The organism is Bacillus bruguierae (genome assembly GCF_037104725.1).
Lineage (GTDB): Bacteria > Bacillota > Bacilli > Bacillales > Bacillaceae_G > Bacillus_A > Bacillus_A bruguierae.
In genome coordinates, this window is record NZ_JBAWSX010000022.1 from 44105 (window position 1) to 59886 (window position 15782).

The following is a 15782-nucleotide window of genomic DNA, read 5'->3' on the forward strand; positions in this document are numbered from 1 at the left end:
ACCCCCACTGATTAAAGTTTCACTTTATAATTTACATTTTCGTATGCCATACTGTAAGAAAAGATAATGGGGTGAAGAAGTGGGTGTAAACGAAAAATATGAATTTGCAACATTTGCTGGAGGCTGTTTTTGGTGCATGGTATCGCCATTTGAGGAAATGGATGGCATTATAAAGGTTGTATCTGGATATACAGGTGGACATAAGGAAAATCCAACATACAAAGAAGTTTGCTCAGAGACAACTGGGCATTATGAAGCGGTACAAATTACTTTTGATCCAGAGCGTATGCCGTATGAGCAATTGCTTCGCTTATATTGGCAGCAAATTGATCCAACTGATGCTGGAGGTCAATTTCATGATCGCGGACAATCGTATGAAACAGTCATTTTTTATCATAGCGAAGAGCAACGTAAAGACGCAGAGATGTCTAAACGTAAGTTAGAAGAAAGTGAACGCTTTTCGAAGCCAATTGTTACGAAAATTTTACCAGCTACACCATTTTATCTTGCGGAAGAATATCATCAGGGCTATCATGAGAAAAATCCATTTCGATACGCGTTATATCGCCAAGGTTCAGGGCGTGATGCGTTTATCAAAAAATATTGGCCAAAAGATAATAATCATTTAAAGGAAAAGCTTACTGACATGCAATTTTATGTTACACAAGAAAATGGAACAGAACCATCCTTTCAAAATAAATATTGGGACCATAAAGAGGATGGTATTTACGTTGATATCGTGTCAGGAGAGCCTTTATTTAGTTCGTTAGATAAATTTGATAGTGGTTGTGGGTGGCCTAGTTTTACGAAACCGATGTTATCAGCAAGTATAAAAGAAAAAATAGATGTAAGTCATAACATGACGAGAACGGAAGTACGCAGTAAAGAAGCAGATTCTCATTTGGGACACGTATTCCCAGATGGACCAGGACCAAATGGTTTGCGCTATTGTATTAACTCTGCTGCATTACGCTTTATCCCTAAAGAGGATTTAGAGAAAGAAGGGTATGGAGATTTTCTCATCTTGTTTAGACGCTAAAAAATATAACAGCCTATTCCGTTTATTTCATTTTTGGAACAGGCTGTTATTATATTGGAACATATCCGGTACGATTAATGATTCGGAAATCTCTAGTATCTTTTCGGATGTAAATATTTGACATTTGATGTAAAGGACAATGAATTCTACACATTTATATATAGTAGCTTTTTCAACATATAGATCACTGCTATGCAGACTAAAACAGGACCTGCACTCGCTTTCTCTCTTTGTTTTTAACCCTTACATGTGGCAGGAAAAGGCCTTGGCCGCTTCTATGCACAGCCAGATGCTCCCGTCCCCCCTAAAAAGAAAGAGGTTTTTATGTCATTTTTTCAACTTGCATTTATATAGTTTTTTTCCCATACATCGATGAATTACATAGATTCCATAGCTTTGAATAATGAAGAAGCTTGGAATGATAAAATATCGATACCTTGTCTGCACCTCTATTAAAAAATGAACAGTTATATATCCAATAATAAGTAAGAGAAATAATGTATAATGAAAGTTTTTCTGTTTTGTGAAAAGAAGAGATAATAATCCAATTACACCAAATAACATGGTTGCAATATACATATATTTTTCATATTCCATAGATGTATCAGATAAATCTTTTTTGTTTAATTGATTTAAGCTCCAGTAACCAGCGGAGTCAAGATCCCCCCACATATAGGAAAATTTATCTCCAAAGAGTGTGAATAGCTTTTCTTTATCTGCAATTCGTTCTTTAATGAGTTTCATTTCTAATGCTTTTCGTTCTTCACCTATTTCTAGACGCAAGATTTGTTCAGCATCTGACACTGAATATGATCCTGTTGTTTCGTGGTTAAGCCCTATGACAAATTTCCAAAGAGGGTCACGATTAGATAAAGGATACTTTGTAATTCCTGTAGCAATGAACATAGAGCTTACAATATAATGGACAGCATAAAAGACAATAAGAATACCAATAAGTTTCTTTGTTGTAGTAAACATTGTTTGTTTATCTTTTCCAAGAAATCCATGAAGGAATAGATAAATGATAACAGCTAATAAGACGAGACTACCTAGAGGGCGTATGATATTACCAAGCGCTAGTGTAATTCCTATAAAAATCCAAGTATATTTACTGTGTAATCCTTTTGTTATTAATAAATAGAATCCTAAATAAAATAAAAATGTTGCAAGGTGTTCGTTGGTTAAGACCGAACTCATCATAATGCTTGAAATAAAAAAAGCATATAATATTCCAGCTACACGCCCAGTCCACTCATTGAAAATTTTGCTTGTAATGCCATATACACATAGTGTAGTTCCCGTACAATAAAGGACATTTAACAACTTTAAAATGAATATATGGTTACCAAATAATTTGATGATAAAAGCTTGATACATCGCAAATCCTAGTTGATACACCCATGTTGTGTAGTATGGAGAACTTGAAAAACTATAGTCGCCGTGAGCAGCTTGTACAGCACTCTCATACATTAATGCGAAGTCAGATTCAATTGGTGTTGGGATTTTTAGAATCCAAATGAATCGAGCGGTAAACGCACAAAGTGTTAATAAAATAATAAATGTCGTTTTTGAAAAGTATGTATTACAAAGATAAGTTAGTAGTATAAGCAAAATCATGATGAGAATTATAATGGGAGCACTAATAAGTGTTCGAACGAATAGAGTTTCTTTAACAGTTAAATAAGAATCCCAAATAGTAAAAGCAAAGATAAGTAAACACAAAATTACGAGGCATTTTGCTAACAACGAATTGAAGCGCTTCCATTGTATGGTTAACATGATTTGTTACACCCCTTGTTGTAATAGAATGATTTATACAGGAAGAAAGCATATTATGTATTCCGCTTAAAAGCTTGAAGTTTTATTTTATAAGAATACAATTTTTTTAGTAAGGTAAAATGTTTTTTAGATAGAAAAAATAATGAAATATGCCTCTTGTCTTAGACAAGAGGCATATTTTTATCCCACTATTTGTGAGCAGTGAGGCCCCGATGGATTAGACTTTATTGCTGAGCTGCTTTCTCTGCCCATTCTTCTACGTTCCAAACTTTTGTAATCCAGCCTTCATAAAAGTCAGGTTCATGGCAAACAAGAATAATTGTACCTTTATATGCTTTCATAGCACGCTGTAATTCTTCTTTAGCTGTCACGTCAAGATGGTTTGTTGGCTCGTCAAATAATAGCCAGTTGCTTTCCGTTGCCATTAATTTACATAAACGAACTTTTGCTTGTTCACCACCACTTAATTGGCTCATTGGGCGAGAAATATGTTCATTTTTTAAGCCGCATTTCGCAAGCATTGCACGTACTTGATGTTGGTCTAAATGCGGGAACGCATTCCATACATCATCAATTGGTGTAATATTTTCAGCCTTAACTTCTTGTTCAAAATAAGCAGGCTCTAAAAAATCACCAAGACTAATTTTCCCGTTTAGCGGTTTAATTTTTCCAAGAATCGTTTTGAGTAATGTTGATTTTCCGACCCCGTTACATCCAACAATGGCAATTTTTTCACCACGTTCAACAGTCATTGTTAATTTCGGTAGGAGAGGATACGTATAGCCGATTTCTACCTCTTCTCCTTCAAAGACAAAACGGCTGCTTGCACGGCATTCTTTAAAAGAAAACTCCGGTTTCATAGCAGTTTCTGGACGATCAATACGTTCCATGCGATCGAGTTGTTTTTGGCGACTTTTTGCACGTCCAGTAGTTGAGTAACGCGCTTTATTTCGCGAAATAAAATCCTCTTGTTGTTTAATGAACTCTTGTTGTTTTTGATACGCTTGTAAATGTTGATTTTTGTTGATTTCTGCTAGTTCTAAGAACTTTTCATATGTTGCTGTATAACGTGACATTTTTGAAAATTCAAGATGGAAAATAACATTAACACATTTGTTCATAAACTCTGTATCATGGGAAATTAAAAGGAACGCGTGAGGATATTCCTTTAAATAGTTTGTTAACCATTGAATATGTTCAACGTCTAAATAGTTAGTTGGCTCGTCGAGTAATAGTACTTCAGGTTGCTCAAGCAATAGCTTTGCAAGCAATACCTTCGTACGTTGTCCACCACTTAACGCCGAAACATCACGATCTAAGCCAATTGCATCAATTCCAAGACCACGTGCCGCTTCTTCAATTTTAATATCTAATAAATAGAAGCCGCCTGCTTCAAGTGCATCTTGCACTCCTGCCATTTTTTCAAGTAGTTCTTCTAATTCTTCTGGCGACGCTGTTGCCATGTTTTCAGCAATCGTATTTAATTCTTTTTCTTTTTCGAATAAAGGTAAGAACGCATCTGTTAATACATCACGAATAGTTCGTCCAGGTGTTAAAATTGTGTGCTGATCTAAATATCCATAATGGGTGCCAGGTGTCCATTCTACACGCCCTTGATCATGAATCAGTTGCCCTGTAATAATATTCATAAATGTTGATTTACCAACACCGTTTGCACCGACTAATCCAACATGTTCTCCTGCTAATAAACGCATTGATACATCTTTAAATAGTGTACGATCACCAAAAGTATGACCTAGATTTTCAACTGTTAATAAGCTCATAGTGTCCTCCGCTCTGTTTGAAATATATAAATCTATTTTAATTTTTTAACATAAAAGTTACTAATACGCAGCATAAAAAATGACCTGCATATGGGAGGGAAAGGCCCTAGCATGGCCAGATGCTCTCACCTACCTAAAAGAAGAGGTTTTAGGTAAGTTTTTCAATTGCTATTTATAATAGTATCTTGAATCATGATACTAAATTCTTAAATATAATGCTATCTTTTATCTTTGAATTTTCACGTATTCCTTATGAAAAGGGCCTGTAACTTTATGGGATTTTTTCATTACAACAATGTAATGTTAGTGTAAGATAAATCGATAGTTGAGTCCTTGTATATATTATACACTTTAGTTAGTAAGGCGGTACAAACGCTGTAAAGATGAGTAAGTATAATGATAAAAATACAATAATGTGTGCTGTATACCAAGATAATAAATAGTCGTTAGTTTACTCATTTTATAATTGTTTAGAGAGTATAAAAACCCCCCTTGTTTTTATGAAAAGACCCCTTGTAAAAAAGAGCAACTGTTCCTGTATTGGAAAGTTGCTCTTTTTTTATCCCGCATTAACGGGCAGTAAGACCCCCACCTCAAGATTCGGAGAGAAACGTTGTCCAGCTCTAGCGGCTAGAATCTCCGGTCGTTTCTCCCCCTCCGACGTCCTGCGATTCTGAGCGAGCCGCTTCCGCTTTTCTAAAGAAGATAGGTGGGGGACAACGGCCCGTAAAAGCCCGATTGGTTCAACTAACCATCAGTAGGAAATCATGAAAACACCAACTGATGGTTAATTTCATTTTATTTAAAGTATCCTCTAACAATCCCTTTTAAGCGATTTGTATGGAATTTTCGTTTATCGTTAGAGATGTTTTGCATCGCGCGGAATGTAGCGGCGGCGATGGCACGTAAAAAGTAAGGAAATCCATAATGTAAGCGAATGACTCTTCCGAAACCACCAGCATAGGAAATTGCTCTTATTAATGATTGCTCATTAATAATCTCTTCTTTTACTGGATGATACACGAAAAGGTCTTTCTTAAATAAACCTGTATATCCATTCTTCATACCGCGAAGTACAAAGTCAGTTTCTTCACCAGCTCCGTAAATTGTTCCTGATCCAACTCCTAAGTCTTCATCAAAGGTGCCTACATCTTGTACAAATTGTTTTGTGAAGAAGAGGGCGAAGGAAGGACCCATGAATCCATATTTATTATTTAAAATAATATCTGTTTTAGGAGCGTGTATTAAGGAGCCTGTCCCTTCTATATTTGTTGTGTTGGTAGAAATAAAATGAATATTTTTATTTTGTTTAAACGTTTCTTGAATGTTTTCTAACACATTCGTTTCATAAATACAGTCGTCATCTGGAAAAGCGATAATATCACCATTAGCTACTTTTAATCCTGTGTTTCGCGCACGGGAGAGTCCTTTGATTGGTGTGTATATATAATTAATTGAGAACTTTTCTTTATAGTTATCAAATAAATCAGAGATTGGTGTATCGTTTTGATCGACTACAATGAGTTCAAAGCTTTTATATGTTTGTTTTTCTAACGATTTTAGTAAATCTATAATATCATCACGTCTGCCGCAAGTCGCCATGATTAAAGAGAATTTCAATCGGAACAGCTCCTTTAAAGAAGTTTCATTCACTTAAGCATGCAAGATGGTGTTGTGTTACTTACATCATTTTTTCTTCAGCTTTTCTTTAATTTTATCTAAAAACATAAACAATATCTCATCTTTTGTTATCAATAAAATCAAGGCATATACACATCCGCATGTGATGATTGTAATAATAACAGGAAGGATTTTTCCTGTTATTGTTATATGGACGAGAAATGATAACGGTATAAATGTAAGTGAATAGAAGAGATATTTTAGTTTCGATATATCGAATAATGTGTAATTTACTTTTAATTTCTTTTTTACATATATATATTCCAGTGCAATTAGCAAGCAGTATGAAATCGTAGTTGTGAAAATCGCTGTTGTCGGTGTGAATACATGAAAGACGATCAGCGAGATATTTAAAATCAGGTTTAGAAAACCACCAATGAATAAAAACCGTACTAAAATGTTTTCTTTCTTTTTTACGTAAATAATTTGATTCGATAAAATAGATTCGATACCGAGTGCAATCATATATAATGCAAAAGCAACTAATGTACTACCAGCGCTAGCAAATTCATTGCCCCCGTAAATAATAACAACTCCATGGGCAATAAGCATTAAGCCAATAGCTGCTGGGAATAGCGTAATAAAGTACACTTTTGAGATTTTATTTAATAATGATTCATACTCTTTTTCATCGGCATTTCCTGATAAATAAGAGAGCCGTGGAACGGTAACTTGAATTACGCTTAACATCAGTGTATTAATAATTGTCATAATTTGGAAAGACATGACATAGTAAGAAAGTTCGGATTTACCAACATACTCTCCTAATAATAGTCGGTCTAATTGTGTATATAGAATAGTTGCATTTGAAAAGATAACAACTAAAAATAATGGTTTTAAATGCGGGATAATGGTTATGCCGGAAAAATCGAACTTAACCTGACGTTTTACATATATAAAACTGATAAAATGGTTCAAAAATGTTGATAAAACTAATAAACCTGCAAATTGTTTGTAATCATTTGCACCATGGATGAAAATAAATAGAAGGACAACATAAATGAGCCGAACAATAACTGTTTTTTTCGCAATGAAATCATAATTTTCATGTGCTTCATTGTACCATTCTACATAAAATAAACTTGAAATAAAGTTGAATCCAAAAATAAGAAGGACCGGAAATTCTTCTTTACTTCCATATCCAATATAACTAAAAACTAAAAATGCAAGTAAAGCAAGAATGCTAGTTGTAAAGTTAATAAGATATAAGCTTGTGAACAATTGGGAAGTTTTTTTCTTATCCTTTTTTACTAAGCTAATTTCGCGTAAGCCATATTGATACACACCAAATGTAGCAAAAAGAAAGAAAAAATTAAAAATTGTTTCGCTATTGTTAACCATTCCCATTGAATGAGGTCCAAGCATTCGATATGCATAGGGGCCCACGAGAAGCGGAAGGATAATATTAAAGGTGTTGAGCAATAATTTATAAAAAATATTTGATACAATTGATTTTTGCATAATTTCACCTTTCATCGATAGTTCTTAAAATAAAATGCTTTTGTGTTTTCTATTGAAAGGAATTCAATATTGGAAGTCTAATTTGCATTTTTAATCCTATAATTTTGACTGTCATGATCTGCACTCGCTGTCTGTTTTTGCTTTACCTTGCATGTGGCAAGAAAAGACCCTGACCGTTTCTATGTGCGGCCAGATGTTCTCGTCCCTCTTAAAAAGAAAGGGGGTTTTAACTTGTACATATATTCATTTTAATTTTTCGACATCTTTGTCTAGCTCTGCCTCCTAAGCCCTCATGTCTAAGAACCTTCCACACAAGAAGGTAAAAAACACCTTTTGTGTGAAAGAACCTTAGCCAACGGGCCTAAACAGTCGGCTCCGCTTTTCTTTGTAAGTCGATGCGATGCAGAATACAACATGATCTGCACTTGCTGTCTCCTTTTGTTTTAAATCTTGCATGTGGCAGGAAAAGGCCCTGACCGCCTCTATGCGCGGCTAGATGCTCTCTTCCCTCCTAAAAAGAAAAGGATTTTTGTGTCGGTTTTGTAACTTGTATATATAGCATAGGATTTTTTTATTGAGTGATATTCATGGAATGTTCCTCTGGCTAATAAGTTATGTAAGTAAATTAATTTTAAGTAATTACGGATATAAGTTTACCGCAGATAAACTTTGTAAAGCAACAGTGGATTCTTTTCTTAATTGCATTAAAAATGGCATACAATGTATAAAAATAGCAGATAAGAAAGCTTAGTATTTCTTCATAATATAAAAAACTTGGCGAATACATTCGCCAAGAAGAGGTTGTGGAATTACACATTCCATGGTTTTTGAATTGTTAGTACTTCTGCCATTTCCTTACTTTTTAATCGGTTCATTTTTCGTTTTTCTGCACGTTCCCCGCCTGTGTTATATAACCAGAGCTCTTCTTCTGTTTCAGCGATCACACCTGGTACAGAGGCTGGTTTTCCATCTTTTAATGCGACGAAAGTGATGAAGCAAGTAGCTGCAATACGGCGTTCTCCTCCTAATAAATCCTCTGCAACGATTTTTACGAATACTTCCATGGAAGATTTTCCTGTATAACAAACGAATGCTTCATAGCAAACAGAATCGGTTTGGTGAATTGGTGTTAAGAAGTCAACAGAATCGATAGAAGCAGTTACACAATGCTGACGGCTATGGCGTGCAGCAGCGATAGAAGCAATGCTGTCAATTTCCGCTAATAATTTTCCGCCAAATAATGTTTGATGGTTATTTAAGTCATTTGGAAAAACACGTGTTGTTTTTATCGCTCTTGACTCTCTCATAAATTTCTTTTCCATATTATCTACTCCTGTTTTGTTTGTTCTTATGATATTCATCGGAACTTAATTTATTTCGTCCATCATTCGTTATAAACAGTGAACGAAAATTTCTCTGTATATAGATTGTAGTGTAAAAGAGATTTCGCTTACATTGCAAGGAGAATATATGATGTTACGAACTTTGTTATAGAAATAGGGTACCGGTATTCTCTTTATTCGTGATAAAATCGTTTTGTTACAAATACGAAGTTAAGGGTATAGATACCTATTAACGAGAGAAAAAAGAGGTGCGATAGAATAAAGTTATGGACAAGATGCAGATAGGTTTTTCAGCTTTTTTTTACAAGGTAGTAGTTGGACTCATGTTCCTCTTTTTTGCATATTCCTTTTGGTATTCTTTTGGAGAAGTAAAAACTGTTTTTGATGTAAAATCTTCTAGTTTAGCGATTGTATTAGGTGTTTGTATCATTTTACTTTTGCTGACTACCTCTATTTTACAATATCGATTTACGGATAAACAATTTATTATTTTTCTCATTTCTGGTACTGTGTTACTCCGATTTCTATCTATTGTGTTAATGAAAGATCCGATCGAAAGTGATATGAATGTGATGTATGAAGCTGCTAAACAAGTTGCACAAGGAAATACTATTTTTAGCAGTCTAGAAACTGTAGTTCAATCTCCTTTTATTATGTACGAATCTTTTTTAATTCGTTTTTTCGGAGATGCAACGTTTGTCTTAAAGGTATGTAATGTTTTATATTGCGGAGCTACCGCTTATTTTATTTATCAGCTTGCTTCAAAACTATTTCATGAAGAATGTGGCCGAATTGCAGCGGTATTATACGCTTTGTATATTCCTAATATCATGCTTTGTTCTGTGTTAACGAATGAGCATTTGGCAACATGTTTATTTTATTTTGCCTGTTACTTACTTATTATACATAAAGGATTAAGTCATTCGTATATGTGGGGAGTCGCCGTTGCTTTATTTGCTTTCAGTAATATGATTCGTCCATTAGGCTTATTTTTAATTATAGTTCTTGTTTTGTATCTTGTATTAGTAGAAGTTTTGCAAAGTCCAGATAGAAAAGGAATGTTGATTAGACTAATAGGTGTATGTGTTATATTTTATGGTGTTCATTACGCAGTAAGTTATGCACTTGGAACATCAAGTAATTCGCGATACACCTTTACAAACGAAGGGTATATTCAATCTGTCCTAGTAGGAAAAAATGAAAAAAGAGCAGAACAAGAGAAAAAAGAATATAATATGGATTTTATAAACAAAAAGTTGAATAAAATAGAGAAGGATCGTTTTTCTTCTATTCAAATGAGTTTAGGAAAGCTAGAGAAACAAGAAATGAAAAACACCTTTATAAAAGGTGGATATTTTATATACATGATGATTACGATATTCGCGGCAATCTCTATGTTACATCTTCTAGTTCAAAAACAGGGAAATAGAAATTATATGCTGTTTCTACTCATAATTGCGAGCCATTTGTATACAAAGTTTATGAACATGCATATTTTATATGAGGGTGTATTAGTCCCAAGTCTATTGATATTACAAAGCTATGGGATATATATGATAAATCAATATTGTCAAAAGCTATTTTTTAAAAAGTAAAGTTCCTATGAGTGTGGATGATTTTATTCCTCACTCATAGGAATTTTGTTTTATCACGTTATTCGTGGATAGTAAAACCCCCACTAATCGTCAATTTGTTTTATGAATCGCTTCTAATCTTTCTTTATTTATTATATCTATTTTTCTATACCTTATTTTTATATAAAACTCGAAGGATTTATGTAATATATTATGTATCCATTTAAATTTTTCAACATGTAATTCGCTGTCATGTAGAATAAAACATGACCTGCGCTAGCTTCTTCTTTTGTTTTAAACGTCACATATGGTAGGGAAGGGTCCTGACATGACTATTTCTATGCGCTCTCGTTCCCCCTTAAATAGAAAGATAATGTTTATGTTGTTTTTTAACTTGTATATAAAAAAGGAGAATTCATGAAAGAATTCTCTTTTTATAAAAATAGATCAATGACCTTTATGGATTTTCGCATGTGTTTTAAAAAAGACTGGGAAATGTACATTATAGATAAAAGTTACTACACGTATAACAAATGTTACGAGTAAACAAATATAGAAAGCTAATACGTGTGATCCCATTTCATAAGTAATAAGAAAGCTAATTGCACCTAGAATGGAGGCAATTGCATAAATTTCTTTACGAAAGACATATGGGATATCTTGCGCACACATATCACGTAAAATTCCACCGCCAATACCTGTGATGACTCCCATAGAAACAACTAAGAAAGAAGCATTCATATGATGAGTAATGGCCGCATTTGCACCGATAGCAGTAAATACGCCTAGACCGACAGCATCTGATAGCATAATAACAACTTGTAATTTATGAATTCGTTCAAAAAACATACAAGTAAATAATGCTGCTAAGATACTAATAAAAAAGTAAATTGGTTGAACAAATGCAACTGGAGGTAAGTTTCCAATCATAACATCTCGAATGATTCCGCCGCCAAGTGCAGTTGCTACAGACAAACAAAGGACACCAAATAAATCGAGTTCTTTTTTTAAACCTACTAATGTACCAGAAATGGCAGCTGCGATAATACCGAGAAATGTAAATACATCAATTAAAAACATCGCTCCGATCCCTTCCTTCTAAAGATGTTCCAAGGAAAGAATATACACTAAAGTTATCAAAATAACAATTCCTGTTTCGCTACATGTAAAAAAAGCGAAAGAATAAGGAAAGAAAGCGTTTGAAAGTGTTGTTTTCAAAGTAAATACAATTGATATAGGAGAAAGGTGACGCCCTCAAAGATTTTATGATTCAATTAAAATCCCATCTAGTCAATTCATAACTTATGCTATAATAGGTATTTGGAAAGAAGCAACAATATTTATGGGGGGTAAAAATGTTAAATCGCAATAGTTTAAGTTATAAATTTGAACGTTTTCTATTGATTTTTATTATATTACAACCAATTATAGATTTACTTACATCGTTTTGTATTTTAGAGCTAAAAATCGATGCAACGGTTGGAGTGATAACACGCTTATTTGTTATGGCTCTTGGTGGTATTTATATTCTTACGCAAGCCCGTATAAAAGAAAATCGAAAATATATTATATATTTACTTGGGTTAGGAATTGTCCTTGGATTAGGATTTTTAAATAACAAAATGATTAAGCATCCGATGTTACAAATGGAAGATCTTAAGTTTATAGCAAAGGCGTTATATCCATTTGTGATGATAAGTTGCTATATTCTCGTATTCAAGTCATTAAAGACGAAAGAAACAATGCATACAAAGATGAGAAACTATATAGCATATGCAGCTTTAATTATAAATGTAACTATGGTTGCAGCTATCGCAACTGGAACGGATTATAATAGTTATGACTATTTTAAAGAAGGTTCTCGCGGCTGGTTTTTTGCAGGGAATGAACTTGGATCGATCTTAGCGATTGTATGCCCAGTTGTTGTATTGTATTCTATTGAAAAAACAACAAGCTTAGCAAAGAGTTATTTCTGGATTCCGTCTCTTTTAATTGTATTTTCATTGTTTGCAATTGGAACAAAAGTAGGGGCCGGTGCTATTGTTTGTACATTTGTTATTGGTATTTTTATGTGCTTTATACAAGCGTTTTTACAACGGAAAGAACGTAATAAAAAGCCATATTTGTTAAATGGTTTAGTCGCGATAGTTATATTTGCAGGAGTAGTAGGATATTTTCCATTCTCGCCAATATATAAAAATACAGGGATTCATCATCAAGTATTTGAAAAAGTACAAGAGGAAAAAAAGCAACATAATAACCATGTTAAACAAGAGGATACTGCAAAAGAGAAAGAAAAAGCGAAAGAAGAAGAGAAAAAGGCTGAGACACAAGCTCTCATTTTTAGTGGGCGTGAATTATTTACAAAAACGTATGAAGACTTTTATAAACAAGCGCCTATGTCTCAGAAGTTACTTGGTATGGGATATGGTGGTAACTTTAAAGATGCCCCAAAATTAATTGAAAGAGATTTCCATGATTGGTTTTATACTTTTGGCATTATCGGTTTCATTTTTCTTATGATTCCGTTTCTGTATTATGGTTTGAGAATTCTAATGGTGTTAATAACAAGGTTCCGTGAAGTATTTACGGTCAAGTACGCATTGTTAGCTGCTGGTCTTGGGTTAGCATTAGGAATTGCTTTTACAGCAGGTCATGTGTTAACGGCACCAGGAGTAAGTATTTACTTTGTCGTATTATTAGCATATTTAATCGTTGATTTAGAAATAGAATAATGGAAAAATAAAAGCTAGCACTATGTTAGCTTTTATTTTTTGCTATAGTAAAAAATAAGAAAATATATTTAATGGAGGAAAAAAAGATGAAAGTGTTACATATGAATGCTGGAGCAGAAACAGGTGGCGGAAAAACGCATATTATTTCACTTTTGTCGCAATTCCCGAAAGATGTAGTAGAATTAGCGGTATTTGAAGAAGGTGCAATAGCAAGTGAGGCGAGAGCATTAGGAATAAAAGTACATGTTTTTTCACAATCATCTCGTTATGATATATCCATTCTTTCAAAAATACGTTCTTTTATTAATAAAGAAGATTTTGATATTGTCCATACCCACGGGGCAAGAGCCAACTTTTATCTTTCTTTATTAAGAAGAAAGATAAATGCCAAATGGGTTACAACCATTCACAGTGATCCAACATTGGATTTTATGAAACGTGGTTTAAAAGGTTGGGTTTTTACAAAGTTAAACTTGCGTTCGTTTAAGAAAGTTGATTTATTTTTTGCTATTACAGAACGTTTTAAGATGAATACGGTAACGCTAGGTGTACCAGAAGAGAAAATTTGTACAATCTATAACGGAATTGAATATGATCATATTCCAGCAGAGCCTTATGATGTAAAGGAGAATTTTGGTATACAAGAAGATGTATTTACAGCAATTCAAGTAGCCCGTTTACATCCTGTTAAAGGACATGAAATATTATTTGAAGCGTTGCAAAACACAAAAATTCCCAAAATTAAAGTGCTGTTACTTGGTGATGGACCAATTGAGAATGAATTAAAAGCAACAGTGAAACAAAAAGGGTTGGAAGATAAAGTTCTATTTTTAGGACATCGTGAAGATGCAAAGAATTTATATGCCGCAGCACATATCAATGTATTAACATCGTATAGTGAAAGTTTTCCCCTCGTTTTATTAGAAGGGGCGAATCAACATTTAACATCTATTGCTACAGATGTTGGTGATATGTCACAACTTATTGTTGATGATACATATGGATGGATTATTCCAATTGGTGATGCTACGGCGCTTACTCGTGCGTTAGAAGAGGCATATGAAAAGTGGAAAAATGGTGAATTAGTAGAAATGGGTGAGCGTTTATATACTCATGCGTCTTCTCATTTTTCGTTACGGAATTTATATGAAAATACGTATGAAGCGTATAAGAAGGTTTTGCCTGGCGGTAATGAATATGCAAAAGTAAGAGGTTAGACTAATCAGTGGTGAAAAAAGATATTTAAAATAGAGAGGATTGTAAATATGGCAGTGCAAACAGTTGATATTTTAGGCGTGCCCTTTTCAACGATGACAATGGAAGAAACAGTTCGGTATGTAATGCAGCAGCTGGAAAAAAAACAAGAGAATACGTTTCAAGTTGTAACGGCCAATCCTGAAATTGTGATGTGTGCCAAAAGAGATGCTGCATTTCAGCAAACGCTTCTTCAAGTAGATCTTATTACACCAGACGGAATTGGTGTTGTAAAGGCAAGTGGTATGCTTGGAACACCGTTAAAAGAACGTGTGGCAGGTTTTGATTTCATGTGTAATTTGTTTGAAACATTATCACAAGAAAAGAAAGCTGTATCTGTTTTTTTACTTGGAGCAAAGCCGCACGTTATCGAAAGAGCTGCTCGAACTTTAACAGAAAGATATGCAGCTGTATCTATTGTTGGAACACAAGATGGATATTTTGAACAAGAGAAAGAAGAAGAAATTATCGAACGTATTCAAGAAATGAAGCCGGACATCTTACTAGTTGCACTTGGATTTCCGAGACAGGAAAATTTTATTCAAAATAATAAACATCGTTTACATGCGAAAGTAGCTGTTGGCGTTGGGGGGAGCTTTGATGTTTGGGCCGGAGAAGTAAAGCGTGCTCCAAAATGGATTCAAGCTATTCATTTAGAGTGGTTTTACCGTTTGTGCAGTAATCCAACGCGCTGGCGTCGTCAGCTTGTATTAGTTGAATTTTTAAAAGAGGTTGTTCGGTCGAAAAAGTAGCGAAATATCGCTGCTTTTTTCTTTTTTAACATATTTTCCGAAAAGAAGTCCCCTTCCTCAAGGAGCGAGAAGGGCGTAGCCCAGCGAGTAGGTGGGGGATGAATTTTCGGTAGGTGATCGCCTACATATGTTCTTTGTATGTACTTTTGAGGCTATGCGATATAATAAATATGAAAATTCGAAAGAAAGGAGAAAGTATATGGCAACCACAAAAGAGGGTGTACATATAAAAGGAACAAAAAAGTCGTTACCGGATGGATGGTCTACCTATGCATTTCGATACGCTATTTTTCCCACACCTGAACAAGTAACGAAATTAGAAAAATCGTTTGGATGTGAACGAAAAGTGTATAACGAATATGTCTCTGGTTTGTATGAATA

Annotated in this window: 12 protein-coding genes; 6 read left to right on the forward strand and 6 right to left on the reverse strand. The window is 34.1% G+C overall.

The genetic code is table 11. The features are described 5' to 3' along the window. Window positions 1-79: 79 nt before the first annotated feature. Entirely contained in the window at window positions 80-1039 is a 960-nt protein-coding gene (gene msrB, locus WAZ07_RS23660; protein ID WP_336474405.1) for a peptide-methionine (R)-S-oxide reductase MsrB, read from the forward strand. 327 nt (window positions 1040-1366) lie between these two features. On the opposite strand, the gene WAZ07_RS23665 is transcribed toward msrB, so the two are convergent. The 5 genes from WAZ07_RS23665 to WAZ07_RS23685 all read right to left on the reverse strand — a co-directional run bounded on the left by WAZ07_RS23665 (window position 1367) and on the right by WAZ07_RS23685 (window position 9065). Next, window positions 1367-2818, reverse strand: coding sequence for a glycosyltransferase family 39 protein (locus WAZ07_RS23665; RefSeq protein WP_336474406.1), 1452 nt, complete (start codon window positions 2816-2818; stop codon window positions 1367-1369). 224 nt (window positions 2819-3042) lie between these two features. Beyond that, window positions 3043-4602 (reverse strand): ABC-F family ATP-binding cassette domain-containing protein, encoded by a 1560-nt coding sequence (locus WAZ07_RS23670; protein WP_090916250.1) that lies wholly within the window; start codon window positions 4600-4602, stop codon window positions 3043-3045. Window positions 4603-5400: 798 nt separating this feature from the next. Next, the gene (locus tag WAZ07_RS23675) at window positions 5401-6222 is read right to left on the reverse strand and encodes a glycosyltransferase family 2 protein (RefSeq protein WP_336474407.1); all 822 of its coding nucleotides are present in this window, start codon (window positions 6220-6222) and stop codon (window positions 5401-5403) included. Window positions 6223-6288: 66 nt separating this feature from the next. Next, window positions 6289-7743, reverse strand: a complete 1455-nt coding sequence (locus WAZ07_RS23680) for an oligosaccharide flippase family protein (protein WP_336474408.1) — start codon at window positions 7741-7743, stop codon at window positions 6289-6291. A gap of 809 nt (window positions 7744-8552) precedes the next feature. Further along, window positions 8553-9065, reverse strand: coding sequence for an acyl-CoA thioesterase (locus WAZ07_RS23685; RefSeq protein WP_336474409.1), 513 nt, complete (start codon window positions 9063-9065; stop codon window positions 8553-8555). A gap of 287 nt (window positions 9066-9352) precedes the next feature. On the opposite strand from WAZ07_RS23685, the gene WAZ07_RS23690 reads away from it, so the two are divergent. After that, window positions 9353-10681, forward strand: coding sequence for a glycosyltransferase family 39 protein (locus WAZ07_RS23690; protein ID WP_336474410.1), 1329 nt, complete (start codon window positions 9353-9355; stop codon window positions 10679-10681). Window positions 10682-11107: 426 nt separating this feature from the next. Here the strand turns inward: WAZ07_RS23690 and WAZ07_RS23695 are convergent, their stop codons facing one another. Further along, a complete protein-coding gene (locus tag WAZ07_RS23695) occupies window positions 11108-11740 on the reverse strand; it encodes a trimeric intracellular cation channel family protein (RefSeq protein WP_090916240.1) in 633 nt (210 codons plus the stop codon). A gap of 275 nt (window positions 11741-12015) precedes the next feature. On the opposite strand from WAZ07_RS23695, the gene WAZ07_RS23700 reads away from it, so the two are divergent. The 4 genes from WAZ07_RS23700 to WAZ07_RS23715 form a co-directional block, all read left to right on the forward strand. Next, the gene (locus WAZ07_RS23700; RefSeq protein ID WP_336474411.1) at window positions 12016-13395 is read left to right on the forward strand and encodes an O-antigen ligase family protein; all 1380 of its coding nucleotides are present in this window, start codon (window positions 12016-12018) and stop codon (window positions 13393-13395) included. A gap of 86 nt (window positions 13396-13481) precedes the next feature. After that, window positions 13482-14612 carry a glycosyltransferase family 4 protein gene (locus tag WAZ07_RS23705; protein ID WP_336474412.1) on the forward strand — a complete coding sequence of 377 codons (1131 nt, stop codon included), beginning with the start codon at window positions 13482-13484 and terminating at the stop codon, window positions 14610-14612. A 48-nt stretch (window positions 14613-14660) separates the two neighbouring features. Continuing rightward, on the forward strand, window positions 14661-15401 hold the full coding sequence (locus tag WAZ07_RS23710) for a WecB/TagA/CpsF family glycosyltransferase (protein WP_336474413.1): 741 nt from the start codon (window positions 14661-14663) through the stop codon (window positions 15399-15401). Between the two features lie 199 nt (window positions 15402-15600). Then, window positions 15601-15782: helix-turn-helix domain-containing protein (locus WAZ07_RS23715; RefSeq protein ID WP_336474243.1), on the forward strand; the 182-nt coding region annotated here is incomplete at its 3' end.